This window comes from Pseudomonas sp. NY15435, assembly GCF_048068295.1.
GTDB lineage: Bacteria > Pseudomonadota > Gammaproteobacteria > Pseudomonadales > Pseudomonadaceae > Pseudomonas.
In genome coordinates this window covers 422,081-447,523 of the sequence record NZ_JBLUQA010000001.1, presented here as the reverse complement: position 1 = coordinate 447,523, position 25,443 = coordinate 422,081, and the positions used below count along the sequence as shown (strand labels likewise).

General features: G+C 65.8%; 24 protein-coding genes. 16 read left to right on the top strand and 8 right to left on the bottom strand.

Translation table 11 applies throughout. The features are described from left to right. Positions 1 to 26: 26 nt before the first annotated feature. A complete protein-coding gene (locus tag ACNFH5_RS02130; protein ID WP_024766803.1) occupies positions 27 to 314 on the bottom strand; it encodes a DUF2782 domain-containing protein in 288 nt (95 codons plus the stop codon). Between the two features lie 74 nt (positions 315 to 388). Between ACNFH5_RS02130 and polA the strand changes: the two genes are divergently transcribed. Beyond that, complete coding sequence (polA, locus tag ACNFH5_RS02125) at positions 389 to 3,139, top strand: DNA polymerase I (RefSeq protein WP_416743875.1); 2,751 nt, start codon at positions 389 to 391, stop codon at positions 3,137 to 3,139. Positions 3,140 to 3,416: 277 nt separating this feature from the next. On the opposite strand, the gene yihA is transcribed toward polA, so the two are convergent. Then, positions 3,417 to 4,079 (bottom strand): ribosome biogenesis GTP-binding protein YihA/YsxC, encoded by a 663-nt coding sequence (yihA, locus tag ACNFH5_RS02120; RefSeq protein ID WP_416743873.1) that lies wholly within the window; start codon positions 4,077 to 4,079, stop codon positions 3,417 to 3,419. Positions 4,080 to 4,259: 180 nt separating this feature from the next. On the opposite strand from yihA, the gene ACNFH5_RS02115 reads away from it, so the two are divergent. From ACNFH5_RS02115 to ACNFH5_RS02080, 8 genes are all read left to right on the top strand, one after another. After that, positions 4,260 to 4,550, top strand: a complete 291-nt coding sequence (locus ACNFH5_RS02115) for a c-type cytochrome (protein ID WP_024766806.1) — start codon at positions 4,260 to 4,262, stop codon at positions 4,548 to 4,550. A gap of 47 nt (positions 4,551 to 4,597) precedes the next feature. Next, the gene (locus tag ACNFH5_RS02110) at positions 4,598 to 5,203 is read left to right on the top strand and encodes a c-type cytochrome (RefSeq protein ID WP_017521245.1); all 606 of its coding nucleotides are present in this window, start codon (positions 4,598 to 4,600) and stop codon (positions 5,201 to 5,203) included. A gap of 178 nt (positions 5,204 to 5,381) precedes the next feature. Beyond that, positions 5,382 to 6,023, top strand: coding sequence for a thiol:disulfide interchange protein DsbA/DsbL (locus ACNFH5_RS02105; protein ID WP_416743871.1), 642 nt, complete (start codon positions 5,382 to 5,384; stop codon positions 6,021 to 6,023). A 12-nt stretch (positions 6,024 to 6,035) separates the two neighbouring features. Next, positions 6,036 to 6,908, top strand: coding sequence for an endonuclease/exonuclease/phosphatase family protein (locus ACNFH5_RS02100; RefSeq protein WP_416743869.1), 873 nt, complete (start codon positions 6,036 to 6,038; stop codon positions 6,906 to 6,908). Continuing rightward, on the top strand, positions 6,905 to 8,929 hold the full coding sequence (locus ACNFH5_RS02095) for a GGDEF domain-containing protein (protein WP_416743867.1): 2,025 nt from the start codon (positions 6,905 to 6,907) through the stop codon (positions 8,927 to 8,929). The genes ACNFH5_RS02100 and ACNFH5_RS02095 overlap by 4 nt, the downstream gene beginning before the upstream one ends. 248 nt (positions 8,930 to 9,177) lie before the next feature. Further along, entirely contained in the window at positions 9,178 to 9,948 is a 771-nt protein-coding gene (locus ACNFH5_RS02090; protein ID WP_416743865.1) for a DeoR/GlpR family DNA-binding transcription regulator, read from the top strand. Between the two features lie 15 nt (positions 9,949 to 9,963). After that, positions 9,964 to 11,799 carry a glutamine--fructose-6-phosphate transaminase (isomerizing) gene (gene glmS, locus ACNFH5_RS02085; protein WP_416743863.1) on the top strand — a complete coding sequence of 612 codons (1,836 nt, stop codon included), beginning with the start codon at positions 9,964 to 9,966 and terminating at the stop codon, positions 11,797 to 11,799. Positions 11,800 to 12,322: 523 nt separating this feature from the next. Continuing rightward, positions 12,323 to 13,627, top strand: a complete 1,305-nt coding sequence (locus ACNFH5_RS02080; RefSeq protein WP_416743861.1) for an MFS family transporter — start codon at positions 12,323 to 12,325, stop codon at positions 13,625 to 13,627. Positions 13,628 to 13,641: 14 nt separating this feature from the next. Here ACNFH5_RS02080 and ACNFH5_RS02075 read toward each other — a convergent pair whose 3' ends face one another. Next, complete coding sequence (locus tag ACNFH5_RS02075) at positions 13,642 to 15,114, bottom strand: MDR family MFS transporter (protein ID WP_416743859.1); 1,473 nt, start codon at positions 15,112 to 15,114, stop codon at positions 13,642 to 13,644. A 366-nt stretch (positions 15,115 to 15,480) separates the two neighbouring features. On the opposite strand from ACNFH5_RS02075, the gene cfaB reads away from it, so the two are divergent. After that, a complete protein-coding gene (gene cfaB, locus ACNFH5_RS02070) occupies positions 15,481 to 16,665 on the top strand; it encodes a C17 cyclopropane fatty acid synthase CfaB (RefSeq protein WP_416743857.1) in 1,185 nt (394 codons plus the stop codon). A gap of 131 nt (positions 16,666 to 16,796) precedes the next feature. Then, positions 16,797 to 17,273: a GNAT family N-acetyltransferase gene (locus ACNFH5_RS02065; RefSeq protein ID WP_416743856.1), complete on the top strand. Its 477-nt coding sequence runs from the start codon at positions 16,797 to 16,799 to the stop codon at positions 17,271 to 17,273. On the opposite strand, the gene folE2 is transcribed toward ACNFH5_RS02065, so the two are convergent. Both folE2 and ACNFH5_RS02055 read right to left on the bottom strand, forming a co-directional pair. After that, positions 17,270 to 18,157 (bottom strand): GTP cyclohydrolase FolE2, encoded by an 888-nt coding sequence (gene folE2 / locus ACNFH5_RS02060; RefSeq protein WP_416743855.1) that lies wholly within the window; start codon positions 18,155 to 18,157, stop codon positions 17,270 to 17,272. The genes ACNFH5_RS02065 and folE2 overlap by 4 nt on opposite strands. Positions 18,158 to 18,227: 70 nt before the next feature. Continuing rightward, positions 18,228 to 18,629 (bottom strand): hypothetical protein, encoded by a 402-nt coding sequence (locus ACNFH5_RS02055; RefSeq protein ID WP_416743854.1) that lies wholly within the window; start codon positions 18,627 to 18,629, stop codon positions 18,228 to 18,230. Positions 18,630 to 18,743: 114 nt separating this feature from the next. On the opposite strand from ACNFH5_RS02055, the gene dksA reads away from it, so the two are divergent. Genes dksA through ACNFH5_RS02040 form a run of 3 tightly spaced genes read left to right on the top strand, consistent with a single transcriptional unit; the run spans position 18,744 to position 21,003 of the window. After that, complete coding sequence (gene dksA / locus ACNFH5_RS02050) at positions 18,744 to 19,148, top strand: RNA polymerase-binding protein DksA (protein ID WP_138519880.1); 405 nt, start codon at positions 18,744 to 18,746, stop codon at positions 19,146 to 19,148. Positions 19,149 to 19,168: 20 nt separating this feature from the next. Next, positions 19,169 to 20,371: a zinc metallochaperone GTPase ZigA gene (gene zigA / locus ACNFH5_RS02045; protein WP_416743852.1), complete on the top strand. Its 1,203-nt coding sequence runs from the start codon at positions 19,169 to 19,171 to the stop codon at positions 20,369 to 20,371. Further along, positions 20,371 to 21,003 (top strand): DUF1826 domain-containing protein, encoded by a 633-nt coding sequence (locus ACNFH5_RS02040; protein WP_416743851.1) that lies wholly within the window; start codon positions 20,371 to 20,373, stop codon positions 21,001 to 21,003. The genes zigA and ACNFH5_RS02040 overlap by 1 nt, the downstream gene beginning before the upstream one ends. Positions 21,004 to 21,139: 136 nt before the next feature. On the opposite strand, the gene ACNFH5_RS02035 is transcribed toward ACNFH5_RS02040, so the two are convergent. Beyond that, positions 21,140 to 21,496, bottom strand: coding sequence for an NADH:ubiquinone oxidoreductase (locus ACNFH5_RS02035; RefSeq protein ID WP_416743850.1), 357 nt, complete (start codon positions 21,494 to 21,496; stop codon positions 21,140 to 21,142). Between the two features lie 77 nt (positions 21,497 to 21,573). Here ACNFH5_RS02035 and ACNFH5_RS02030 point away from each other — a divergent pair, with 77 nt between their 5' ends. After that, entirely contained in the window at positions 21,574 to 22,536 is a 963-nt protein-coding gene (locus ACNFH5_RS02030; protein WP_416743848.1) for a CobW family GTP-binding protein, read from the top strand. Between the two features lie 85 nt (positions 22,537 to 22,621). Continuing rightward, positions 22,622 to 23,644 (top strand): energy transducer TonB, encoded by a 1,023-nt coding sequence (locus ACNFH5_RS02025; protein WP_416743846.1) that lies wholly within the window; start codon positions 22,622 to 22,624, stop codon positions 23,642 to 23,644. 95 nt (positions 23,645 to 23,739) lie between these two features. On the opposite strand, the gene ACNFH5_RS02020 is transcribed toward ACNFH5_RS02025, so the two are convergent. Beyond that, on the bottom strand, positions 23,740 to 24,243 hold the full coding sequence (locus ACNFH5_RS02020; RefSeq protein ID WP_416743845.1) for a nucleoside 2-deoxyribosyltransferase: 504 nt from the start codon (positions 24,241 to 24,243) through the stop codon (positions 23,740 to 23,742). A 2-nt stretch (positions 24,244 to 24,245) separates the two neighbouring features. Further along, positions 24,246 to 25,328, bottom strand: coding sequence for a calcium:proton antiporter (locus ACNFH5_RS02015; RefSeq protein WP_416743843.1), 1,083 nt, complete (start codon positions 25,326 to 25,328; stop codon positions 24,246 to 24,248). Positions 25,329 to 25,443: the final 115 nt, after the last annotated feature.

Sequence of the window (25,443 nt, the reverse complement as noted above, 5' to 3'; positions counted from 1 at the left end):
CTCTGGAGCGTCGTGGGTGGATGGGGTTACCAGCTGAAGATCTGCCACTGCGGAATCAGCTTGTCGGGCTGGTCCGAGCGGATGAAGTTGCCGTCGCTGCCGTCCTGGCGCACCAGGAAGTACGGCTTGCCGTGCTTGGGCACGACCTTGATGGCGTAGAGGAATCCGTTCACGCGGTATTCCTGGATGGTCTTGTCGCCCTCCTGGCGGATGGTCACATCCGGCTCCGGCGTCGGGGCGTCGTCCGCCGCCATGACGGAAGTCGCGCCAAGACCCAGTAGAGCGGCGAGCAACAGGCGGTTCAACGTACGCATGATAACCTTGTCCCTTTGTCGAATTGGCTACGGACATTTTAGCCCGAGCCCTTCTGAAAAGGTTGATTCCCCTCATGAGCCAAGCACCCCTCGTCCTCGTGGACGGCTCGTCCTATCTGTATCGCGCTTTCCATGCCCTGCCGCCGCTGATGACCTCCACCGGCATGCCCACGGGTGCGGTGAAGGGCGTGCTGAACATGCTCAAGAGCCTGCGCAAGCAATACCCGGACAGCCCCTTCGCGGTGGTCTTCGATGCCAAGGGTGGGACCTTCCGCGACGAGATGTTCGCCGAATATAAGGCCAACCGCCCGTCGATGCCGGACGACCTGCGCGTGCAGGTTGAGCCGTTGCACGCCACCGTGCGCGCCCTCGGCCTGCCACTGCTCTGCGTGGAAGGCGTGGAAGCGGATGACGTGATCGGCACCCTGGCCCGGCAGAGCGCGGCCGGAGGCCGGGCGGTGGTGATCTCCACCGGCGACAAGGACATGGCACAGCTGGTCGACGGGCACATTACGCTGGTCAACACCATGACCGGTAGCACGCTCGACGTGGATGGCGTGAAGGAGAAATTCGGTGTCGGTCCTGAGCTGATCATCGATTACCTGGCGCTGATGGGCGACAAGGTCGACAACATTCCCGGCGTGCCCGGTGTCGGCGAGAAAACCGCCCTCGGCCTGCTCACCGGCGTGGGTGGCGGCCTGGATGTGCTCTACGCCAGCCTGAACAAGGTGCCCGAGTTGCCTATCCGCGGCGCCAAGGGTCTGCCGGCCAAGCTCGAAGAGCACAAGGACATGGCCTACCTGTCCTACAAGCTCGCCACCATCAAGTGCGATGTCGAACTGAACATCGAGATCGATGCTCTGCACCCCGGCGAGCCGGACCGCGAGGCGCTGACCGAGCTGTACCGCACCCTGGAATTCAAGACTGGGCTGGACGACCTTCAGCGCCAGGCGGCCAAGGCCGGAACTCCCCAGCTGGCACTGGAGGAAGCCCCGGCTGCCGCAGCGGAGAAACGTTACGAGATCGTTCTGGAACAAGCCCAGTGCGACGCCTGGCTGAAGAAGCTGGAAGCCGCCGACCTGATCGCCTTCGATACCGAGACCACCAGCCTCGACCCGCAGCAGGCGCAGGTCGTCGGTGTGTCCTTCGCAGTAAAAGAAGGCGAGGCCGCCTATGTGCCTCTGGCCCACAGCTACATGGGTGTGCCGGCGCAGTTGGACCGCGACGCCGTGCTCAAGGCCCTCAAGCCGCTGCTGGAAGACCCGAAGAAGCGCAAGGTCGGCCAGCATGCCAAGTACGACATGAACGTCCTGGCCAACGCCACGACGCCTATCGCTGTGCAGGGCATCGCCTACGACACCATGCTCGAATCCTACGTGCTGGACTCCACCGCGACCCGCCACGACATGGACAGCCTGGCGCTGAAGTACCTGGGCCACAGCACCATCCGTTTCGAGGATATCGCCGGCAAGGGCGCCAAGCAGCTGACCTTCGACCAGATCGCCCTGGAACAGGCCGGCCCCTACGCCGCCGAAGACGCCGACGTCACCCTGCGCCTGCATCAGACCCTCTGGCAGAAACTGGAGGCCATCCCGTCGCTGGCCAAGGTCCTGACCGAGATCGAGATGCCGCTGGTGCCGGTGCTGGCGCGTATCGAGCGCAACGGCGCGCTGGTCGATGCCAACCTGCTGGGCAAGCAGAGCGTCGAGCTGGGCGAGAAGATGGTCGAGTTGCAGCGCCAGGCCTACGACCTGGCGGGTGAGGAGTTCAACCTCGGCTCGCCCAAGCAACTGGGCGCCATCCTTTATGAAAAGCTCGGCCTGCCGGTGCTCTCCAAGACCGCCACCGGCCAGCCATCCACCGCCGAGAACGTTCTTGCTGAGCTGGCCGAGCAGGATTACGAACTGCCCAAGGTGATCATGCAGTACCGCTCCATGAGCAAGCTCAAGAGCACCTACACCGACAAGCTGCCGGAGCAGATCAACCCGCGCACCGGGCGCATCCACACCAGCTACCACCAGGCGGTGGCAGCGACCGGTCGGCTGTCCTCCAGCGACCCGAACCTGCAGAACATCCCGATCCGTACCGCCGAGGGGCGGCGCATCCGCCAGGCCTTCGTCGCGCCCAAGGGCTACAAGCTGCTGGCGGCGGACTACTCGCAGATCGAGCTACGCATCATGGCCCACCTGGCCAAGGACGAAGGTCTGCTGGATGCCTTCCGTCATGACCGCGACGTGCATCGCGCCACCGCCGCCGAAGTCTTCGGTGTGCCGCTGGACGAGGTCACCGGCGACCAGCGCCGCAGCGCCAAGGCGATCAACTTCGGCCTGATCTACGGCATGAGCGCCTTCGGCCTGGCCAAGCAGATCGGCGTCGAGCGCAAAGAGGCGCAGGCCTATATCGACCGCTATTTCGCCCGCTACCCAGGCGTGCTGGCCTACATGGAGCGCACCCGCGCCCAGGCCGCCGAGCAGGGTTTTGTCGAGACGCTGTTCGGCCGCCGCCTGTACCTGCCGGAAATCGCCTCGAAGAACGGCGCCATGCGCAAGGCGGCCGAGCGCACCGCGATCAACGCACCCATGCAGGGCACGGCGGCGGACATCATGAAACGCGCGATGGTGGCTGTGGATAACTGGCTGCAGGAGAGCGGCATCGATGCCCGCGTCATCCTCCAGGTGCACGACGAACTGGTGCTGGAAGTGCGCGAAGACCTGCTCGAACAGGTCCGTGATGGCATTCGGCCGCTGATGAGCGGTGCAGCGGAACTGGACGTGCCGCTGGTCGTCGAAGCCGGTGTGGGAGCGAATTGGGACGAGGCACACTGACGACTGGACGAACGGTCACAAGGCCCGCCAGCCGGGCCTTCTGGCACGATTGTTCAGGCACTTTCAGTCCGCCCCGAAAAAATCTTTTGTGACCTGCTGAACTTTCCCGCGAGGAGCCGAGTCAGAACTCGTGAATGGCTGGTGAAGCCCTTCGATGCTCCTTTGCAGTGTTTAGTGTTGGCAGATTACTGGACCCCGCCCTAGCGGTCCGGACTTAAACCCCGAACTTCCCCCTCCCCATACGAAGCTCGGGGTTTTTTTTGCCTGCGATTTGGCCTCAGGCCTCCTCGCTGGTCTCCTCTTCTTCCTCGTCCAGCAGTCCCAGCCAGCCGGCCAGGACCAGCTGCGCCTCCTCCACGCCCTGGCGCTTGGGCGCCGAGAACAGTTGCAGCGTGGCGACATCGCCCCAGCCGTCGAGGATTTCCTTGCGGGTCTTGAGCAGCGCGTTCTTCGCCGCGCCATAGGCCAGCTTGTCGGCCTTGGTCAGCAGCACGTGGATGGGCAGCTGGCTGGCCTGCGCCCAGTCGAGCATCAGGCGGTCAAAATCGGTCAGCGGATGGCGGATATCCATCATCAGCACCACACCGGCTAGCGCATTGCGGCTGGAGAGATAAGCTTCCAGGTGCTGCTGCCAGTGCAGCTTCAGCGGGATCGGCACCTTGGCGTAGCCGTAGCCGGGCAGGTCGACCAGGCGGCGTTCGTCATCCAGGCGGAAGAAGTTCAGCAACTGGGTGCGGCCGGGAGTCTTGGAGGTCCGCGCCAGGTTCGCGTGGGTCAGCGCATTCAGCGCGCTGGACTTGCCCGCGTTGGAGCGGCCGGCGAAGGCGACTTCCAGGCCGGAGTCTTCCGGGCATTGGTTCACCTTGGCGGCGGAAATGAGGAAAGTGGCCTGTTGGCAGAGGCCGAGAATCGGGTTTTTCGTAGCGTTATTCGAGGGCATGGGTAACTTCGCGGCGGGTGCGACGCGGTGTCGCGGGGGGCGGTTTCGTTTCCGTTTGGGCATCTGAAGTATATAATGCCGCGGATTTTGTGTGCGCTTTATCCCCCAGGGTCGAGCCACACGGGAACGTTGGAGTCCGCGCAATCAAGAACGCGGATGTTCCCTGCGATGAGGATAATCATGAAGAAACTGCTGTTCGCAGCCATCGTTGCCGCGCTGGCGTCCAGCGCCCTGGCGGCCCAGGATCCGGAAGCCGTTTTCAACAGAGCCTGTGGCGCCTGCCACAATGGTCAGTTGCCAATGGCGCCGAAAAAGGGCGACGCCACCGCTTGGAAGCCACGCCTGGACAAGGGCATGGACACGCTGGTGCAACATGTGACCAACGGTTTCAACGCGATGCCGCCTCGCGGCCTGTGCACCGACTGCAGCGCCGAGGATTACCAGACAATTATCCAGTGGATGTCGAAGTAACTTCTCTGGCCTTACTCTTTCACCCTTAGCCGTTATTGGATTAGCTGATGAACAAATTGATCGTGAGTCTGCTGTTGACCCTGGGTCTTGTCGGTGTGGCGCACGCCGCTGGCGATGCCAAGGCCGGTCAGGCGAAAGCTGCTGTCTGTGGTGCCTGCCACGGCGCCGATGGCAACAGCATGGCGCCCAACTTCCCGAAACTGGCCGGGCAGGGTGAGCGTTACCTGCTCAAGCAGATGCACGACATCAAGGACGGCAAGCGCACCGTGCTGGAAATGACCGGCCTGCTGACCAACCTGAGCGATCAGGACCTGGCAGACATCGCCGCCTACTTCTCCAGCCAGAACGGCAGCGTCGGCGCCGCCGATCCCAAGCTGGTCGCGCAGGGTGAAGCCCTGTTCCGCGGCGGCAAGCTCGCCGAAGGCATGCCGGCCTGCACCGGTTGCCACAACCCGGCTGGCCAGGGCAACGCCGAAGCCGGCTTCCCGCACCTGGGTGGCCAGCACGCCGCCTACACCGCCAAGCAGCTGACCGCGTTCCGCGAAGGCGAGCGCACCAACGACGGCGACGCCATGATCATGCGCAGCATCGCTGCCAAGCTGTCCAACAAGGACATCGCCGCGATCTCCAGCTACATCGAAGGCCTGCACTAAGCAGCCGTCGGGCGGTAACGCCAGATCGAAAAATCGCTTCGAAAAAAAGGGTGGCCTCGGCCACCCTTTTTTGCACCCGCCCCCACTACAATGCTGGAACCGTGTCTGGCCCCTCCGGTCAAACCGCTTCATCCCGTCGCGCACAGCGTGGCGGTTCCGTTCAGCCAAGGAGTGAACCATGCGTAACCTGATTTTCACCGCCGCTCTTGCCTTCGCCGGCCTGTTCGCCGTCAACGCGAACGCCGCCGACTTCGAAGCGGGCAAGAACTACACCGAGCTGAACCAGGCCGTCCCGGTCTCCCAGCCCGGCAAGATCGAGGTGGTGGAGCTGTTCTGGTACGGCTGCCCGCATTGCTACGCCTTCGAACCGACTATCAATCCGTGGGTCGAGAAGCTGCCGGCCGACGTTCACTTCGTGCGCCTTCCGGCCATGTTCGGCGGCCTGTGGAACATCCACGGCCAGCTGTTCCTGACCCTGGAATCCATGGGCGTGGAGAAGAAGGTGCACCACTCGATCTTCGAGAAGCTGCACAACAACCCCAAAGCCCTGACCACCCCGGAAGAAATGGCTGAGTTCGTCGCCGAACAGGGCGTGGACAAGGACAAGTTCCTGAGCACCTACAACTCCTTCGCCATCAAGGGTCAGATCGAGAAAGCCAAGAAACTGGCGATGGCCTACCAGATCAGCGGCGTGCCGACCATGGTGGTCAATGGCAAATACCGCTTCGACATCGGCTCCGCCGGTGGCCCGGACGAGGCGCTGCAACTGGCCGACCAGCTGATCGCCAAGGAACGCGCCGGCGCCAAGGCTGCCCAGTAAGGTCCGACGACGATGCTGCGCCGGCGGACTCGTGATCGTGTCGCAGGGGCCTGCGTCCCGCGGGTGAATGCTGCCCACGGGACCGCCGCCGGCCTGCCCGATGATGGCCGTCTCCGCCTGCTCAGCTTCAACATCCAGGTGGGCATCAGTACCGAAAGGTACCGCCATTACCTGACCCGTGGCTGGCAGCACCTGCTGCCGGCCGCCGGGCGCGCCACCAACCTGCAGCGCATTGGCGAACTGCTCCACGACTATGACGTGGTCGCCTTGCAGGAAGCCGACGGCGGCAGCATCCGCTCCGGCAACATCAACCAGGTCGAACACCTGGCCCAGCTCGGTGCCTTCCCCTACTGGTACCAGCAGCTCAACCGCAATCTCGGGCGCATCGCCCAGCACAGCAACGGCCTGCTCAGCCGCCTGCAGCCCACCGCCCTGGAAGACCATCCGCTGCCCGGCCCGCCCGGACGCGGTGCGATCCTCATGCGCTTCGGCGAAGGCAAGGACGCGCTGGCCGTGGTGATGATGCACCTGGCCCTTGGCGCGCGGACCCGCACCCGCCAGCTCGCCTACATCCGCGAGTTGCTGCAGGACTACCGCCATCACGTGCTGATGGGCGACATGAACACCCACGCCACCGACCTGCTGGAAAGCTCGCCGCTGCGCGACCTCCAGCTCATCGCCCCGCAGGTCGAGGCCACTTTCCCCAGCTGGCGCCCACAGCGCTGTCTGGACCACATCCTGCTCAGTTCCGAGCTGGCGCTGGAGCGCGTCAGTGTCCTCCCGCACCCGATTTCCGACCACCTGCCCGTGGCCGTGGAAATCCGCCTGCCGGATGCCCTGCGTTCGTCCTCGTCGCTCGCCTTGCGCGGCGAGGCCCCTGAATGAGTCGCGACGACGACCAACGCTGGAAACAGAAGTACCTGGACAACCTCGAGCAGCAGGAGAAGCTCGAGCGCCGCTGGGACGCCCGACTGGACCTGCTGCGCCGCGGTCTGGTGCGCAGCAGCCTGGCCGCCGAAGGCAGCGACAAGGCAGTGGATGCCTGCATGAAGGAGCTGCGCGAAGTGCTGCGCCGCGACGACATGGACGCCGGCCTGTCGCGCCTGATCCCGCAGCTGGAAAAGGCCGTGCTCGACTCCGAGCAGCGCCGCCAGCAGCGCATCGAACAGAATGTCGCCGCGCTCAGCCAGCTGTCGCAGCAACTGCTATCCCTGGATATGCCGGGAGACGTGCGCAAGCCGCTCAAGCGGCTGTCCAAGGACATACCCAGCCGCGGCAGCTCCTCCCGCGAGCTGCCTGCACTGCTCAGCGAGCTGAGCCGCCTGCAGCGCCAGGTGCTGGATCATTTCGGCGATGGTGGCGGCGAGCAACGCCCCGGCCTCCTGCAGCGACTGTTCGGCAGCCGTGACAGCGATGCAGCGGACGAGTCTGAGTCGGTGCCCAGCACCCCGGCGGCCCCGGCAGTGGCCGCCGTTGTAGCCGAAGCAGCGGTAGACGCGCCCGTGCCGGCCGAGACCCAATCCCCTGCACCTGCACCTGCACCTGCACCTGCACCTGCACCTGCACCTGCACCTGCACTGGCGGATGTCGCCGTTGCTGAACCCGCTCAGCCGGTGGCGCAAGTCGCAGAGGCAGCCATCGCCCTGGCGCCCGAACCTGCGCCCATGCCCGAGCCGGCTGAACAGCCAAAGCCGCGCGCCCTGACGGAGGCGGTCAGTCCGGCTCCTGTCGCAGAACCTGTCGCCCACGGCGATTGCGCGCTGCTCGACAGTCTGCCCGTGCCGCCTGGGCTGTTCGGCACGCCGGAAGACGCGCAGCAGGCCAACGATCCCTATGCCTTGCCGCCGCGCCCCGAGCCCGGCTACAGCGCCGTGGCGCCGCACATCGAGGCGAGCCTGCTGCGCCTGCTGGACGAAATGCACCTGCCGGCGGCCCAGCAGATCCAGGCCGACGCGTTGCGCTCGCGCATCCACGGCAGCCTCAATTGGTACGAACTGGTGCCGGTGCTGGATGACCTGGGCATGCTCGTGCTGTCGCTCAACGACAGTGGCCAGCACGAGTTCGAAGGCTACCTGCACCAGCTCAACGAACGCCTGGGCGCCTTCCTCGACGGTCTGCAGGCGGTGCAGGAGAACCACAGCGGCTCCAGCTCCAGCGCCCGCGACCTCGACGACACCCTGCGCGAACAGGTCAGCGGCCTGAAGGAAAGCGTGCTGGAGGCCACCGACCTGGAAGGCCTCAAACGCAATGTCGAATCCCGCCTGCAGGGCTTGGTCGGCACCATGGACCGCTTCCGCGAGGAGCGGGAGGTCCGTGAACGCGAAGTGGGCGAGCGCATCCAGTCGCTGGTGACCCGCGTCGCCAGCATGGAAGAGGAAGCCCGCACCTTCCAGGCGAACATCGAAGACCAGCGCCAGAAGGCCATGACCGACGCACTGACCGGCCTGCCCAACCGCGCGGCGCTGACCGAACGGCTGGACCTGGAAGTCTCGCGCTGGCAGCGCTACGGCGGCGACCTGCTGCTGGCGGTGCTGGACGTCGACCACTTCAAGCAGATCAACGACGATTTCGGCCACCTCGCCGGCGACAAGGTGCTGAAGATCATCGCCAACGAACTGGCCAAGCGTGTGCGCAAGACCGATTTCATCGCCCGCTACGGCGGCGAGGAGTTCGTCGTGTTGCTGCCCGCCACACCTCTGGACGGCGGGCAGCAACTGCTCGACGTGCTGCGCGGCGCCATCGAAGCCTGCCCCTTCCACTTCAAGGGCGAACGCCTGAGCATCACCTGTTCGGCGGGCCTGACGGCATTCCGCGAAGGCGAGCGCGCCGACACCGTCTTCGAACGGGCCGACCAGGCGCTCTACCGCGCCAAGCGCGGCGGACGCAACCGCCTCGAAGTCGATTGAGTTCACGCCACTTCCTGTAGGAGCGAGCTTGCTCGCGAACCGGGCCATCGCGGACAAAGTCCGCTCCTACAAGAGCTGCATACCTCGTAGAGCGGACTTTGTCCGCGATGATCGTCGGCAGCGACGAGTTCGCGAGCAAGCTCACTCCTACAGAAAAGCGTCTCCGCCCATGCGGGAAATTCTTGACGAACGAAAGAACTTGGGTTTTGATTCGCACAAATATCTTTCGAATCGAAACTTAATCGTCCATGTCGAAACGCAATACGCCCCAACGCCGCCACGACATCCTGGCGCTGCTCGCCGAACAGGGCGAGGTCAGCGTGGACGATCTCGCGCGCCGCTTCGCCACCTCCGAGGTGACCATCCGCAAGGACCTGGCCGCCCTGGAAGGCAACGGCCTGCTGCTGCGTCGCTACGGTGGCGCGGTGCCGATGCCCCATGAACTGATCGCCGAGCCAAGCCAGCCGCTGTCGCGCTACAAGCAGGCCATCGGCCGTGCGGCAGCCGCCTGCATTCGCGAGCATGCGCGGATCATCATCGACAGCGGCAGCACCACCGCCGCGCTGATCCCGGAACTGGGCCGCAAGCCCGGCCTGGTGGTGATGACCAACTCCCTGAGCGTGGCCAACGCCCTGCGCGAACTGGAGCGCGAGCCGGTGCTGCTGATGACGGGTGGCACCTGGGACCCGCACTCCGAGTCGTTCCAGGGCCAGGTGGCTGAGCAGGTGCTGCGCTCCTACGATTTCGATCAGCTGTTCATCGGCGCTACCGGGCTCGATCTCGAGCGTGGTACGACGACCTTCAACGAACTGCTGGGCCTGAGCCGGGTCATGGCCGAGGTCGCCCGCGAGGTGATCGTCATGGCCGAGGCCGACAAGCTGGGCCGGCGCATTCCCAACCTGGAGCTGCCCTGGAGCAGCATCCAGACCCTGATTACCGACGAACGCCTGAGCGATGAAGCGTTCGAACTGATCCAGGCGCGCGGCGTGAAAGTGATCCGCGCGCGCTGCGAAGACTGACAGGAGATCCAAGCCATGTGTGGAATCGTAGGCGCCATCGCCGAGCGCAATATCACCCCGATCCTCGTCGAAGGCCTCAAGCGCCTGGAATACCGTGGCTATGACAGCGCCGGTGTGGCGGTGATCCAGGCCGACGGCTCGCTGGACCGCCGCCGTCGCGCGGGCAAGGTTTCCAGCCTCGAGCAGGCCATCACCGAACAGCCGCTGGTGGGCCGCCTGGGCATCGCCCACACCCGCTGGGCCACCCATGGCGCGCCCACCGAGGCCAACGCCCACCCGCACTTCTCCCACGGCGAAGTGGCGGTGGTGCACAACGGCATCATCGAAAACTTCGAGCCCCTGCGTGAAATGCTCAAGGCGCGTGGCTACGAATTCACCTCGCAGACCGACACCGAGGTCATCGCCCACCTGCTGCACCTGCGTCTGGGCGAGCTGGGCGACCTGACCGTCGCGCTCAAGGCCGTGGTCAAGGAACTGCATGGCGCCTATGGCCTGGCGGTGATCAGCAGCAAGCAGCCCGACCGCATCCTCGCCGCCCGTAGCGGCAGCCCGCTGGTGGTGGGCCTGGGCCACGGTGAGAATTTCCTCGCCTCTGACCAGCTCGCCCTGCGCCAGGTGACCGACCGCTTCATCTATCTGGAAGAAGGCGACATCGCCGAAATCCGTCGCGACGGCCTGCAGCTGTGGGACGTCAACGGCAACCCCGTGCAGCGCGAGGAAGTGCGCTATCACGAGGGCGCCGAGGCGGCGGACAAGGGCGGCTACCGCCACTTCATGCTCAAGGAAATCCACGAGCAGCCGGCCGTGGTGCAGCGCACCCTGGAAGGCCGCCTGGGCGCCCAGCAGGTGCTGGTGGACAACTTCGGCCCGCAGGCCCGTGAGCTGCTGGCCAAGGTGCGCACCGTGCAGATCGTCGCCTGCGGCACCAGCTACCATGCCGGCATGGTCGCCCGTTACTGGCTGGAAAGCCTGACCGGCATTCCCTGCCAGGTCGAAGTCGCCAGCGAGTTCCGCTACCGCAAGGTCGCGGTACACCCGGACTCCCTGTTCGTCACCATCTCCCAGTCCGGCGAGACTGCCGACACCCTGGCCGCGCTGCGCTACGCCAAGGAACTGGGCTTCCTCTCCAGCCTGGCGATCTGCAACGTCGCCACCAGCTCGCTGGTGCGCGAGTCGGACATGACCCTGCTGACCAACGCCGGCCCGGAAATCGGCGTGGCTTCCACCAAGGCCTTCACCACCCAGTTGGTCGCCCTGCTGCTGCTGACCCTGGGCATCGGCCAGGTGCAGAAGCGCCTGAACGACGGCGTCGAAGCCGAGCTGGTGAACGAACTGCGCCGCCTGCCGACCCACCTGGAAGAAGCCCTGTCCATGGACAAGGTGGTGGAGAAGATCAGCGAGCTGTTCGCCGAGAAGCACCACACCCTGTTCCTTGGCCGTGGCGCGCAGTACCCGGTGGCAATGGAAGGTGCGCTGAAGCTCAAGGAAATCTCCTATATCCACGCCGAGGCCTACCCGGCCGGTGAGCTCAAGCACGGCCCGTTGGCGCTGGTCGACGCCGACATGCCGGTGGTCACCGTCGCGCCGAACAACGAGCTGCTGGAGAAGCTCAAGTCCAACCTGCAGGAAGTCCGCGCCCGTGGCGGCGAGCTGGTGGTCTTCGCCGAAGGCGGCAGCGGCATCAGCGATGGCGAGGGCACCCACGTGGTGGGCATGCCGGCAATCCATGACTGCCTGGCGCCAATCCTCTACACCGTGCCGCTGCAGCTGTTGTCCTACTACGTTGCCGTGCTCAAGGGCACCGACGTCGACCAGCCGCGCAACCTGGCCAAGTCAGTGACGGTGGAGTAAGTCGGTGTCGGTGGAATAAGCCGATCAGCGCCCAGGCGTAACGAGAAAGGTCCCTTCAGGGGCCTTTTTTCGTTTCAGGGTGCGGAATTGGGAGAAGAAGCGAGGGGAAGATCAACATTCCCCCGGTGCCTGCACGTCCGGGGGTGTGGACGGGGCACCGAGGCCAGGCGGCTTGAGCCGCTACACGAGGGGAATGGAAATCGACCTTGTCTTGTGGACAAGGTCGGGCTCCGGCCCTGCGAGGGGTACCTGACAAGTCTCCCGCAGGGCGGGGAGCGGGGCCAACGATAGAAGCTGGCTACTGGCCGGTCAATCGGAAACGACAAACGCGCGTTTGTGAGTGTCCGATATTCGAACCGAAAGGCCCGGTCCAGGCCGCGGATTTCGTTAGCCGGCTATCGGAAGCGTCTATACTGTTTCTGATTGTGTCAGTGGAAATGGCCTTGCGGCGATTCACTGGCAAGGGCGGCGAGGGAGTTCCGTCCTCACGTCCGGGATGCAGTAAACCGACAAGAGAATCCCCATGAACGCACCTGCCGCACCGCAGTATTCCGCCCACGAGCGCCGCTCGCGCATCCTCGCCATCGTCGGCGCCTCCTCGGGCAACCTGGTGGAGTGGTTCGACTTCTACGTCTACGCCTTCACCGCCCTGTACTTCGCCCACGCCTTCTTCCCGTCGGACGATCCGACGGTGCAACTGCTCAATACCGCCGGGGTGTTCGCCGCCGGCTTCCTGATGCGCCCCATCGGTGGCTGGCTGTTCGGCCGCATCGCTGACAAGAAGGGCCGCAAGACCGCGATGATGATCTCGGTGCTGATGATGTGCGGCGGCTCGCTGGCGATTGCGGTGATGCCGACCTATGCCACCATCGGCGTCGCGGCGCCGGCGTTGTTGCTGCTGGCGCGGCTGTTCCAGGGCCTTTCCGTAGGCGGCGAGTACGGCACCAGCGCGACCTACATGAGCGAAGTGGCGCTCAAGGGGCAGCGCGGCTTCTTCGCCTCCTTCCAGTACGTGACCCTGATCGGCGGGCAGTTGTTGGCCGTGCTGGTGGTGGTGATCCTGCAGCAGTTGCTGACCACCGATGAACTGAAGGACTGGGGCTGGCGGATTCCCTTCGTGGTTGGCGCCATCACCGCGGTGATTGCCTTCTACCTGCGCCGCTCGCTGAGTGAAACGGCCAAGGAATCCAACCTCAACCGCAAGGAGTCGGGCACGCTCACCGAGCTGTTCACCCACCACAAGCGCGCCTTCTTCACCGTGCTCGGCTTCACCGCCGGCGGCTCGCTGATCTTCTACACCTTCACCACCTACATGCAGAAGTACCTGGTGAACACCGCCGGGATGGACCCGAAGGTGGCCAGCGGCGTGATGACCTTCGCACTGTTCTGCTACATGTGCATGCAGCCGCTGTTCGGCGCGTTGTCCGACCGCATCGGCCGCAAGACCTCGATGCTCTGGTTCGGCGCCCTGGGCATGCTCTGCACCTGGCCGATCCTTGCGGCGTTGAAGACCGTCAGCAGCCCCTACGCGGCGTTCGGCCTGATTATCCTGGCGATGGCCATCGTCAGCCTGTACACCTCCATCAGCGGCCTGATCAAGGCAGAGATGTTCCCGCCGCAGATCCGCGCCCTGGGCGTGGGCCTGTCCTACGCGGTGGGCAACGCGATCTTCGGCGGCTCCGCCGAATACGCCGCGCTGGGCCTGAAGAGCATCGGCCAGGAAGAGGTGTTCTACATCTACGTCTCGGTCATGTGCGGCGTGGCGCTGCTGGTCTGCCTGCTGCTGCCGGACCTGCGCAAGGTCAGCTACCTCAACGACGAGGACTGACCCTGCGCTATTCGCTAGTCGTTGCCCCGCCCGCGCAAGGCGTGGTCGGGCAGCGACAGGGCGATCAGCAGGGCCAGGGCGCCGAAGCCTGCGTTGATCAGGAACAGGTGCCCGAACACTCCATCCAGCGTGAGCCGCTGCGCCTCGTGGCCGGCTCCGCTGAGGCTGGCCAGCAGCGCGCTGGCCGACAGCCCGTGACCCGCCTCGCCCGCCAATGGCTGCAGCATTGCCAGCAGCAGCGCGGACATCAGTGCGATCCCCACCGCGCCGCCCAGTGAGCGGAACAGCGTGATATTGCTGGTCGCCACACCCAGGTGCTTCGTCTCCACCGCGCTCTGCGCCGCCACCAGGCTGGTGGGGAACTGCGTGCCGGCGGCGATGCCGGTCAGCAGCATGCAGATTCCCGAAACGAGGTAGGCACTCGGTGGTGTCAGTGCCAGACCGGCAATCGCCAGGGGCATCAGCAGACCGCCACCGACGATTTGCGGCTTGTAGCGGCCGATGATCGCGGTAAGCCGGCCGCAGCAGTAGGCGCCGATCGGCACGCCCATGGCCAGCGGCAGCAGGTGCAGCGCCGCGTTGTCCGCGCCGGCGCCGGTCACCGACTGGAAGCGCAGTGGCACCAGCACCGACAGCGAGATGACCTGGAAGCTGGCGAAGAAGCTGATCAGCCAGCTGAGGGTGGCTGCGCGAATACCGAACAGATGCATCGGCACCAGCGGCTCCGGCGCGCGGCGCTCCTGCAGTACGAACAGTGCGATGAGCACCAGCGCGGCGGCAAACAGCGCGAGCATCTGCGGGTCGTTCCAGCGCGCGCCCTGGCCGACCTCGGTGATCGCCAGCAGCAGGCTGCCCAGGCCCGCGATCATCAGCATCGTGCCGAGGTAGTCGATCACCGGCTTGCGCCCCGGCACCGGCAGGCCGCGCAGGGTGCGGCGCGAGACGGCGAGAGCGACCAGGCCCACCGGCAGGTTGATCAGGAATACCCAGCGCCATGACAGGTATTCGGTGAGTACGCCGCCCAGCACAGGGCCGGCGATGCTCGCCACCGCGTACATGCTGCTGAAGTAACCCTGGTAGCGGCCACGTTCGCGGGGCGGGACGATGTCGCCGATGATCGCCTGGCTCACCGACATCATGCCGCCCGCGCCGATGCCCTGCAGGACGCGGGCGAGCACGAGCTGCTCCATGCTCTGGGCGGCGCCGCAGAGCAGCGAGGCGACGGTGAACAGGCCGATAGCGAACAGCATCAGCACGCGCCGGCCGTAGAGATCGCCGAGCTTGCCGTAGATCGGCATGGAGATGGTCATCGCCACCATGTAGCCGGAGATGACCCAGGCCAGCAGGTCGAAGTCGCCGAAGCCGGCGGAGATCGCCGGCAGGGATACGGCGACGATGGTCTGGTCGAGCGCACCGAGGAAGATCGCCAGCATCAGCCCCACCAGCACGGTGCGAACCGCCGGACGTGGCTCGGAGAAGGTAGTCAAGACAGCCCCCTTGGACGGCAGAGGTCCTCCGGTCGGAATGCGCGCGGAGGGGGCCACAGTGTAGTGCAATGGAGTGATGATCCGTCACACCGGCGTCATCGTTACTGGTCAGGAAAGGCTCTATCTCAGGGATGGCAACGATAGGTGGCGAAGCGGCTGCTACGCTTGCGTAGCGAACTATTCTTTCGTGCAAGGACCTGTGCACTCTTTTTTGGAACGCTTGCGCGCGACGCACGCTCCATTGCAGAGAATCGACAGGTCCGCCGCTGCGGTCGGAGCCCGATAGTTTTTCGCGGGCCAGGCCATAGGCGAAGGCTATGGAGGTGCTGGTCTATAGTTCTTCAGCCCTGTGACCAGGAGGTGTGCATGAAAGCCAATCTGCCCTCTGAGTTGCTGTCCCTGCAGTTGCCGTTGCGTATCCGCATCGGCGAGGCCCAGGCGTTCGACCTTGGCCCCGATCCGCAGGTAACTCTCGTTGTGCGCGACCCTACGCTGCTGACCGAGATCACCCACCCCAGCCTCGATATCCTCGGTCGCGCCTATGTGGAGAACCGCATGGACATCGAAGGGCCGATGCAGGAAGTGATCGCCACTGCCGATGCCCTGAGCGCGGCGCTGGGCGATGACGACGGCGATACCGACTACGTGCGCGAAAGCCACGACAAGGCCACCGACGCCGAAGCCATCCACTACCACTACGACCTGTCCAACGCGTTCTACCAGCTCTGGCTCGATCCGGAGATGGTGTATTCCTGCGCCTACTACGAGACCGGTACCGAGGACCTGGCCACCGCCCAGTTGGCCAAGCTGCGCCACCTCTGTCGCAAGCTGCGCCTGAAGCCAGGCGAGAAGCTGCTCGACGTCGGCTGCGGCTGGGGCGGGCTGGCGCGCCTGGCAGCGCGAGAATTCGGCGTGGAGGTGCATGGCATCACCCTCAGCGAGGAGCAGCTCAAACTCGGTCGCGAGCGGGTCAAGGCCGAGGGCCTGGAAGGCAAGGTGACCCTGGAGTTGCGCGACTACCGCGACCTGCCGCGTGACGGCCGCTACGACAAGGTGGTCAGCGTCGGTATGTTCGAACACGTCGGCCACGCCAACCTGGGGATCTACTTCCAGCACCTGTACGATGCGGTGCGGCCGGGCGGGCTGGTGATGAACCACGGCATCACCTCCAGCAACACCGACGGGCGTCCGGTGGGGCGCGGTGCCGGCGACTTCATCGACCGCTACGTATTCCCCCACGGCGAGCTGCCGCATCTGTCGCTGGCCGTCGCCCGCATGAGCGAGGCGGGGCTCGAAGTGGTCGACGTCGAAGGGCTGCGCCTGCACTACGCGCGCACCCTGGACTTCTGGAGCGCCAACCTCGAAGCCAAGCTGGCCGACGCGGCCAGACTGGTGCCCGACCAGGCCCTGCGCATCTGGCGCCTGTATCTCGCCGGTTGCGCTTACGGCTTCAAGAAGGGCTGGATCAACCTGCACCAGATTCTCGCCAGCAAGGCGCATACCGACGGCGGCCATGAGGCACCCTGGAGCCGCCGCGACATCTACGCCTGAGCCTGTTCAGGGACCGCCATCGGGCCCGGCTTGCCGGGCCCGATGCGTTTCCGGCACGGAGCAAAAGGCTTGCATCGAGCAGCTCGGGAAGCTAAACCCCCTTTCCCCACTGACTCTTTGGTAGATGAATCATGGTGAACTTCTTCCCGGACCTGTCCCTCGTCGAACTCTCGCCCGCACAGGCGCCCTGGCCGTTGCTGCTCAAGGCCGACCCCAGCCGCGAACAGATCGAGAGCTATCTGCGCGACTCCCGCCTGCTGGCGCTGAACGAGGCGGATTCCGTGCGCGGCGTGCTGACGCTGACTCCCCGTGAGCCCGGCGTCGCCGAGATCACCAGCCTTGCGGTGGAAGACGAATGGCAGGAGCGCGGCCTGGGCCGTCGCCTGTTGCTGGCGGCCATCGAGCAGGCACGCGAGGCCGGCCTGCAGCGCCTGACCATCGCCACCGGCAACTCCAGCCTGGCGCAACTGGGCCTGTACCAGCGCCTGGGCTTCCGCATCGTTGGCATCGAGGCGGATCACTTCGTGCGGCATTATCCCGAGCCCATTTACGAGAACGGCATCCAGTGTCGCGACCAGATTCGCCTGGCGCTCGACCTCGGCGCCTAGTCGCGCCTCCAGCGACTCACCGCTACCGCATCATGGGCGTGCAGGCTTTCCGCATGCACCACGCGCACCTCGAAGCCTGACACCTCGTTGCGCTGCAGCAGCGCTCGGTGCAGCCGGCGTGCGGCGTCCTCGCAGAACATCAGGTTCTGCCCATTGGCCAGGGCGAAGGCCTGTTCGTCGGCACGCTTCACCGCCGTCTGCACGGCGGTGCCGAGGGCGTCTTCGGCGTGGTCGATCAGCTCGCTGAACGCGAATGCCTGTGCGGTCGGGTCGAGTTGCAACGTCAACTGTGCCTCGCTGCGCTGGCTGTGCGGCGTGGCGACTATGCCCTGCGGGCTGCCGAGCCAGGCGCGAACCTCACTGGCCTTCAGCGGACTCGCGGCGAAGTCGGCGTCGAAGCGCTCCTGGATCAGTTGGCGCGCCAGTGCTGCCGAGCAGGGGCAGGTCGCGGAATAGGGCAGGCTCAGACGCAACTCCAGCTGCAGCGCGTCGTCTTCCAGTTGCGCGTGGACCTCGCAGGGGTAGCGCTTCCAGCCATTCAGCGGGCTGACCAGCGCCGGTCGGCGCAGCAGCAGTTCGAAACGCAGGGCCAGGTTGGCGCGCCGGGAAAGCTGCGCGTGGCTCCTGAGGAACTGTGTGAGAAGGTCACGCAGTAGCGTGGGTGAAAGCTCCGCATCTGCCAGCACGTCCAGCGCCAGGTACAGCCGTGACATGTGGATGCCGCGCGCCTCGGCTTCGTCGAGGCTGACACCGGCGTCGGCATACGCGGCAACGCGCTCGCCAGTGATTTGCAACGCAACGGCGATGCCCTGCATGCCGACCCAGTCGAGCGGGATGGGCAGGCGGGTGGATTGGCAGGCGATATCGGGGAGCAGGGCGGTCATGGGCGGGTCACGGGCTGGCGATTGTTATGATATAACGTATTCGCTTCCCGCCGATCGCGCAATGGCCTCCTCAACGCTCCTGTTGCTTGCACCCGCTGACCCGGCCGCAGGTCAGGCGAGCGCTGTCGCCCGAGGAGCTGCTGAAGCGGCTGATGTTGGTCCAGCCGATGCCGCGGCTGGTGCCGACCCACACCTGGCCGTTGCTGGTCACGCCGCTGAAGAAGGTCAGGCTGCCATAACGCGTGCCCGTCTGCGCCCAGCGCCGTCCGCTGCTTGCCTCGACACCACGCAGGTAAGTGTCGTGGCCCTGGGTGGCGACGCTGTAGAGATTCCCCGAATCGTCCATGCAGGCCAGTACCGAAGCTGACCAGGCGCAGCGCGCCGGTTCCTCGCCGGGGAAGGGCAGCGGCGCGGAGCCGCTGGCGTGGGCGAAGGGGGCAAACAGGCACAGCAGCAGGGCGCGGCGCAGCATCGAAGGTCTCGGCAGGCGGGTGGAGCAGGGTTCGGTATCGCACGTCGGCAGGCTATTGTCGAGCGTGCATTGTTATAATATAACATAAAAGATCACTCCCTTCCGGAGACGGTCATGACCGAACAGGAACTGCTCGCCCAGCCTGGCGAGGCCTACATGAGCGAGGCGCAACAGGGCTATTTCCGCGCACTACTGCTGGATCAGCGCGACGAGCTGCAGGTCCGCATCGAAGAAGAGTTCCAGGCACTTCAGGACCCCGAGCGGGCCAGCGACGAAGCCGATGTCGCCAGCCGCGAGGAGTCGCGCCAGTGGCAACTGCGCCTGCTGGAGCGCGAGAAGAAGCTGCTCGACAAGATCGACCAGGCGCTGGAGCGCCTGGCCCGGGGCGATTACGGCTGGTGCGAGGAAACCGGCGAACCGATCGGCCTGCGCCGCCTGCTGCTGCGCCCCACCGCCTCGCTGTGCATCGAGGCCAAGGAGCGCCAGGAACGGCGCGAACTGCACGTCCGCGAAGCCTGAATTTCCTGGAGAAGCCCACCGTGAACGCCCCACTCCCCGTAACTGTCCTGTCCGGCTTCCTTGGCGCCGGCAAGAGCACGCTGCTCAACCATGTGCTGAAGAACCGCGAGGACCTCAAGGTCGCGGTCATCGTCAACGACATGAGCGAAATCAACATCGACGGCCGCGAGGTGCAGCGTGACGTCAGCCTCAACCGCGGCCAGGAGCGCCTGGTGGAGATGAGCAACGGCTGCATCTGCTGCACCCTGCGCGAGGACCTGCTGGAAGAGGTCAGCCGACTCGCCGGCGAAGGTCGCTTCGACTACCTGCTGATCGAGTCCACCGGCATCTCCGAGCCGCTGCCGGTGGCCGAGACCTTCACCTTCCGCGATGAGCAGGGCCGCAGCCTGTCGGACCTGGCGCGGCTGGACACGCTGGTGACGGTGGTCGATGGGCTGAACTTCCTCGCCGACTACCAGGGCGCCGACAGCCTCGCCGAGCGTGGCGAAACCCTCGGCGAGGACGACGAGCGCTCGCTCAGCGACCTGCTGGTGGAACAGGTGGAGTTCGCCGATGTGATCCTGGTGAGCAAGATCGACCTGATCGGCAGCGCCGAGCGTGACGAGTTGCTGGCGATCCTGCGCCGTCTCAATCCCGATGCCGATATCCAGCCCATGGTCATGGGCCAGGTGCCGCTGGCGCGTATCCTCGACACCGGCCGCTTCGACTTCCAGCGCGCCGAGCGCGCGCCGGGATGGCTCAAGGAGTTGCGTGGCGAACACCTGCCGGAGACCGAGGCCTATGGCATCTCCTCGGATGTCTACCGGGCGCGCCGGCCGTTCCACCCGCAGCGCTTCCATGACTTTCTCGCCCAGCCCTGGAGCAACGGCCGGCTGCTGCGCTCGAAGGGGTTCTTCTGGCTCGCCAGCCGCTATCGCGAGGCCGGCAGTTGGTCCCAGGCCGGCGGCCTGATGCGCCATGGCCTGGCCGGGCGCTGGTGGCGCTTCGTCCCGCGCGAACATTGGCCGCAGAACACCACCGAGCTGCAGGGTGTGCTGCGCCACTGGCGCGAGGACAGCGGTGACTGCCGTCAGGAACTGGTGTTCATCGGCCAGAACCTGGACTTCCAGCGGCTGTTCGGCGAGTTGGACCACTGCCTGCTGGATGATGACGAGATGGCCGCCGGCACTACTGCCTGGAAGCGCCTGCCCGATCCCTTCGAACCCTGGGAGGCCGGCGCCTGATGCTCGCCCTCCAAGCCCCCGCCTGGCCACGCCAGGTGCTTGGCGATGATCCCCAGGTGCTCGCCGAAGTGCTCAAGGAAGACGTCAACCTGGCCGTCTGGCAACGCACGCTGTACCCGGAAATCAGTACCTTCGCGGGTTGGTTGAGCACCCAGGGGCTGGACCTCAAGCAAAGCCTGGAAGTGCTCGATGAGCGCGTCGAGCTGGGTGAGATGTTGCGCCAGTACGCCATGCTCGACGGCTGCACCCTGTTTCGCAGTGATCTGCAATGGCTCGCCGAAGCCTTCGCCTGCCTGACTGGTGCACGGCGCATCGGCCTGCGCCTGCGCAGTCTGGACAAGGCCATGTGCCCGCGCTTCCACGTCGATCATGTGCCGCTGCGCCTGGTCACTACCTATGCAGGGCCGGCCAGCCAGTGGCTGGAGGAGTGGGCGATGGCGCGCGCGAAGCTGGGCGATGCGGCGGCCGAACCGGTCAGCCGGGCCGAGGTGCGCCAGATGAGCGCCGGCGACGTGGGGCTGTTCAAGGGCGAGAAATGGGCCGGCAATCTGGGGGCCGGCATCGTCCACCGCTCGCCGCTGCCGGCGCCGGGTGAACGCCGCCTGCTGCTGACGCTCGACTGGCTTGGCTGAGGTTTCCCGCGGGCAAAAAAACAGGCCACCCGGAGAGGGTGGCCCAATTCACCAAGATCATGTCCGGCGTGGGGTGCCGGGAGGGTGTGAGGTACCCGTCGACAGTAGGCCCGAGCCGTGTGACAGGGCGATGACGCTACTGCGGTTTGCGCCAGTGGCCGTTGCTCTGCTGCTCGCAGAACGGCTGGAGGACGCGCGCGTCGCTGGCCACGCCGTAGTAGTGGATGTCCTGGCGGTAAGGCACGCCCTGGGTCTGGGCGTTCTCGCAGACGCCGAAGGCGCCGCTGGGGCAGCTTTCTGCGTAGGTCACCTCGACCTTCTGGTCTTTGAGCTGCGGCTGGCAGAAGCCCTCGCGGAAGAGTTTTTCCGGGATGGTGCGGTTCTGCTGGCAGACCTTCACGTCAATGTCCTTGCCCTGGGTATGCACCACGCAGGCCTCGCCTTGGGCGAGCAGGGGCAGGCAGGAGAGGGCGAGAGACAGCAACAGGCGCATGGTCGATCCGGGGTTGGTGTGAGAGAGCCGCGACTCTAGCGCTTTTCCCGGCGAGCGTCAGGCGGCACCATGGGCGAATGTTGAAGCAGATCCCGACTCATCTCATCGCCGGCCCCCTCGGGGCGGGCAAGACCAGCCTGCTGCAGAACTTGCTGGCGCAACGCCCGGCGGGCGAGCGCTGGGCCGTGCTGGTCAACGAATTCGGCCAGGTCGGCCTGGACGCCGCGCTGTTGTCCCGCGACGAGGACGGTATCACCCTGGGCGAAGTTGCCGGCGGTTGCCTGTGCTGCGTGAATGGCGCGCCGTTCCAGGTTGGCCTCGGCCGGCTACTGCGCAAGGCCAGGCCGCAACGGCTGTTTATCGAGCCGTCAGGCCTTGGCCATCCCGCGCAACTGCTGGCGCAACTGCGCGCCGCGCCCTGGACGGGCGTGCTGGCCGTACAGTCGATGGTGATGGTGCTCGATGCCGCGGCTCTGGCTACCGGGCAGCGATTGCCCGAGGCGCAGCAACGGGCGCTGGGCGAGGCGGCGCTGCTGCTGATGAACAAGTCCGAAACCCTGGATGACGCAGCCCGTGCGGGCCTGGCGGCGCGCTTGCCGGGGATGTCGTTGCGCTGGACGAGCCACGGCCACCTGTCGCTCGGCGAGCTGCCGAATACTCCGATTGAAGCGGCGGGCGCTGATTTGCCGCAGGGCGCCTTGTCTGGCGAACCGGCGATGCTGTTGCGCCGCGAATCGCCGTTGCGCCAGGTGCGCGTCGAAGAGGGCCGACAGGCGGTTGGCTGGCGCTTCCACCGTGACTGGCGTTTCCGCACGGCCGAGCTGGACGCCTGGCTGGCCGGGCTTTGCGGACTGTTGCGGGCCAAGGCAGTGGTGCACGGCGAGGATGCCTGGCTGGCCTGCAATCGCACTGTCGGTCCGGCGCCGTGGACACCCAGCGCCTGGCGCAAGGACAGCCGGATAGAGCTGATCCTGGCCGCCGAGGCCGATCCGCAGGCCCTGCAGGACGGGCTTTTGCGCTGTGCCAGCGCACCCGCCTGACAGATAAGGTTGCCCTCGTGTAACGAGTGAATGATAATAATTATCAGCAGATACTGCTTCGTGAACTCTTCCCGCAGGCTTTCTCATGTCGTTACCCCAACCGCGCAAGGCGGCGGACGCCAGTCCAGCCTTAGACGCTGAGGAACAGCTGTTCACTTCCGCCACGGCGGATGACGGCGCCCATTTGCCCAGCGTGAACGCCCAGCGCGTCAATGAGGCCACCTTGCGACTCGTCAGTTGCGCAGGCCCCCGCCGCGACGAGGAAGTGGTTCCCGAGGAAGTCATGATTCCCTACGCCGCGCCGGTCGAAGGCGTGGAAGACGGCGAGCAACCGCCGCCCCCCGGTGGCTGGTGGAAATCCTCGGGCCTGGCGATCGCCATGCACGTGGCCATCGTCGCCGCGCTGGTCTGGGTGATGCCCACGCCGGCCGAGCTGAATCTGGGCGCCGGCGAAATGCCCAAGGCCATGCAGGTGAGTGTCGTTACCCTGCCGCCCAAGCCTGAAGTCCAGCAGCCGCCTGCTGCCGCGCCAACCCCGCCGCCGCCGGAGCCCGAGCCGCCCAAACCGATCGAGCCGCCCAAGCCGGTGGAAAAGCCCAAGCCCAAACCCAAGCCGGTCGAGAAGGCCGTGCCCAAGGTGTCGCCCAAGCCCAAGCCGAAACCCAAGCCTGAGCCGGACCCCGAGCCTGCCGAAGAGGCCGCCGCGCCACCGACCCCGGCCGCACCGCCGCCGCCCGCCGCGCCCACCGTCGGCCAGTTCACCCAGGGCGCCCAGGCCGCGCCGACCGGCTCGCAGGGCCCCGCCGGCCTGCCCACCGGCAGTCTGAACGACAGCGATATCAAACCGTTGCGCATGGACCCGCCGGTCTACCCGCGCATGGCGCTGAACCGTGGCATCGAAGGCCGGGTGAAAGTGCTGTTCACCATCACCAGCGATGGCCGTATCGCCGACATCCAGGTGCTGGAATCGTCGCCGCCACGGATGTTCGACAACGCCGTGCGTGACGCTATGGACAAGTGGCGCTTCGAACCCCGCGTCAGCGGCGGGCGGATCGTCGCCCGCCAGGCGACCAAGGTGTTCTTCTTCAAGCTCGAAGGCCGTCGCTGATCACCCTGGCGAGCCAAACAAAAAACGCGCCCCAGGGCGCGTTTTTTATTTCCGGCGCATGGCTCTTGGTAGGAGCGAGCTTGCTCGCGAACCGCCTACTGCAGCAGCTCCGCGCGCAGCAGTTGCAACGCTTCCCTGGGCCCGCCCACGGCGATCTTCGCCGGCACGCCGAGCATCAGGTTCAGCGGCAGGCCGAAGCCTTCGATCTGGTTGCCATCGCGATCGCGTCCCGGCTCGTCGCCTTTCCATTCGCACGGCAAGCGCTCGGCGCAGCTGCCGCCCTCGTCGAGATAGCCGAACAGCGGCTTGCCCAGCGCGGCGGCGTAGCCCAGTTCGAAGGCGGTGCCGCTGTCCGGCTCGGCGCCGCGGAAGGGATTGAGGTTGGCCAGCACGGCGTCAGCCTGGCGGATCAGGTCGAGGTTTGCCTGGTAGATCCAGCGCGCCTGCTCGGCGGGCTCGACGATGCCCTCGGGCACCGAATGATCCAGCGGGTACAGCCCCTGCACGGCGAATTCGGCGCACAGGGCCTTGAGCCGCTCGCCCTGCTCGAAGGCATCGGGGCGGAACACGTCGGGGCCGGCGAGGTACAGCTTGAGCATGGTCAGAGTCCCATGAACGACAGCATCAGGAAGGTGGCGAACAGCACGAAGTGAGTCATGCCTTCGATGGCGTTGGTCTTGCCGTCATGCAGGTTGTAGCCGGCGACCATCAGCGTGATGAACATCATGCCGGTCTGCAGCGGGGTCATCGCCATCTGGATCGGCTGGCCCTTGAACAGCGCCAGGGCCTCGATCACCGGCACGGTGAGGATCACGGTCGACAGTGAGGCGCCCAGGGCGATATTGACCACCGGTTGCATGCGGTTGGCCATGGCCGCGCGCAGGGCGGTGAGGATTTCCGGGCTGGCGGAGATCGCCGCCACCAGCAGTGCCGGCACGATGGGCGGCACGCCGCTGCCTTCCAGGCCGACGTCCAGGGCCTTGGACATCACCTCGGCCAATGCGCCGATCAGCACGACGCCGACCACCAGCAGGCCCATGGACTGCTTGCTGCTGCCGGGGGCCTCGTGGCCTTCGGGGTGTTCGCCGTGGGTGGCGTAGTTGTAGCTGAAGAAGTAGCTGTGCTGGCCGGTCTGCATGCGCAGGAACAGTGCGTAAAGCATGACCATGCAGCCGATGGTGAAGAACGAGTAGAGCTTCCACTGCTCGGCCGGGATCAGCTCCGGGACCACCATGGAGATGCCCACGGCGGTGAGAATCATGGTCACGTAGGTCTTGCCCGAGTCGTCGTTGTACGACTGCTCGCCGTGCTTCAACCCGCCGAGCAGCGCGGCCAGGCCGAGGATGCCGTTCATGTCGAGCATCACCGCGGCGTAGATGGTGTCGCGGGCCAGGGTCGGGGAATGGTTGTGGCCCATCATGATCGCCAGGATCACCACCTCAACCAGCACCGCCGCCAGGGTCAGGATCATGGTGCCGTAAGGCTCGCCGACCTTCTCTGCGAGGATTTCGGCGTGGTGCGCCACGCGCAGCGAGACGCCAATGATCACCGCCAGCAGCGCGCTGGCGGTGATCCCCGCGAGCAGCTTGCCGCCGCCCAGCAGGCTGTGCTCCAGCGGATAGACCGCAATGGCCACCAGCAGGGCGAGGAGGAGGAATTTTTCTTCTTTGAGCGCGCGCAGCATCGAGGGGGATGTCCATTCCGTGGGAGGTCGAGTGCGCCATCTTAGGCAATCGCCGCGGGGAATTCATTTGCCCATCGACGTCGGCGTATCGGATCGGCCATGAAAAAGGCGCCGA

Bases quoted from the DNA above. Each gene is read 5' to 3' on its own strand.
- ACNFH5_RS02065 (WP_416743856.1), top strand. From the start codon at position 16,797: ATGGTGAACTTCTTCCCGGACCTGTCCCTCGTCGAACTCTCGCCCGCA.
- yihA (WP_416743873.1), bottom strand. From the start codon at position 4,079: ATGCCCTCGAATAACGCTACGAAAAACCCGATTCTCGGCCTCTGCCAA.
- folE2 (WP_416743855.1), bottom strand. From the start codon at position 18,157: ATGACCGCCCTGCTCCCCGATATCGCCTGCCAATCCACCCGCCTGCCC.
- ACNFH5_RS02100 (WP_416743869.1), top strand. From the start codon at position 6,036: ATGCTGCGCCGGCGGACTCGTGATCGTGTCGCAGGGGCCTGCGTCCCG.
- ACNFH5_RS02110 (WP_017521245.1), top strand. From the start codon at position 4,598: ATGAACAAATTGATCGTGAGTCTGCTGTTGACCCTGGGTCTTGTCGGT.
- cfaB (WP_416743857.1), top strand. From the start codon at position 15,481: ATGAAAGCCAATCTGCCCTCTGAGTTGCTGTCCCTGCAGTTGCCGTTG.
- ACNFH5_RS02040 (WP_416743851.1), top strand. From the start codon at position 20,371: ATGCTCGCCCTCCAAGCCCCCGCCTGGCCACGCCAGGTGCTTGGCGAT.
- ACNFH5_RS02090 (WP_416743865.1), top strand. From the start codon at position 9,178: ATGTCGAAACGCAATACGCCCCAACGCCGCCACGACATCCTGGCGCTG.
- ACNFH5_RS02095 (WP_416743867.1), top strand. From the start codon at position 6,905: ATGAGTCGCGACGACGACCAACGCTGGAAACAGAAGTACCTGGACAAC.
- ACNFH5_RS02020 (WP_416743845.1), bottom strand. From the start codon at position 24,243: ATGCTCAAGCTGTACCTCGCCGGCCCCGACGTGTTCCGCCCCGATGCC.
- dksA (WP_138519880.1), top strand. From the start codon at position 18,744: ATGACCGAACAGGAACTGCTCGCCCAGCCTGGCGAGGCCTACATGAGC.
- glmS (WP_416743863.1), top strand. From the start codon at position 9,964: ATGTGTGGAATCGTAGGCGCCATCGCCGAGCGCAATATCACCCCGATC.
- ACNFH5_RS02105 (WP_416743871.1), top strand. From the start codon at position 5,382: ATGCGTAACCTGATTTTCACCGCCGCTCTTGCCTTCGCCGGCCTGTTC.
- ACNFH5_RS02015 (WP_416743843.1), bottom strand. From the start codon at position 25,328: ATGCTGCGCGCGCTCAAAGAAGAAAAATTCCTCCTCCTCGCCCTGCTG.
- ACNFH5_RS02025 (WP_416743846.1), top strand. From the start codon at position 22,622: ATGTCGTTACCCCAACCGCGCAAGGCGGCGGACGCCAGTCCAGCCTTA.
- ACNFH5_RS02080 (WP_416743861.1), top strand. From the start codon at position 12,323: ATGAACGCACCTGCCGCACCGCAGTATTCCGCCCACGAGCGCCGCTCG.
- ACNFH5_RS02055 (WP_416743854.1), bottom strand. From the start codon at position 18,629: ATGCTGCGCCGCGCCCTGCTGCTGTGCCTGTTTGCCCCCTTCGCCCAC.
- polA (WP_416743875.1), top strand. From the start codon at position 389: ATGAGCCAAGCACCCCTCGTCCTCGTGGACGGCTCGTCCTATCTGTAT.
- ACNFH5_RS02035 (WP_416743850.1), bottom strand. From the start codon at position 21,496: ATGCGCCTGTTGCTGTCTCTCGCCCTCTCCTGCCTGCCCCTGCTCGCC.
- ACNFH5_RS02115 (WP_024766806.1), top strand. From the start codon at position 4,260: ATGAAGAAACTGCTGTTCGCAGCCATCGTTGCCGCGCTGGCGTCCAGC.
- ACNFH5_RS02130 (WP_024766803.1), bottom strand. From the start codon at position 314: ATGCGTACGTTGAACCGCCTGTTGCTCGCCGCTCTACTGGGTCTTGGC.
- ACNFH5_RS02030 (WP_416743848.1), top strand. From the start codon at position 21,574: ATGTTGAAGCAGATCCCGACTCATCTCATCGCCGGCCCCCTCGGGGCG.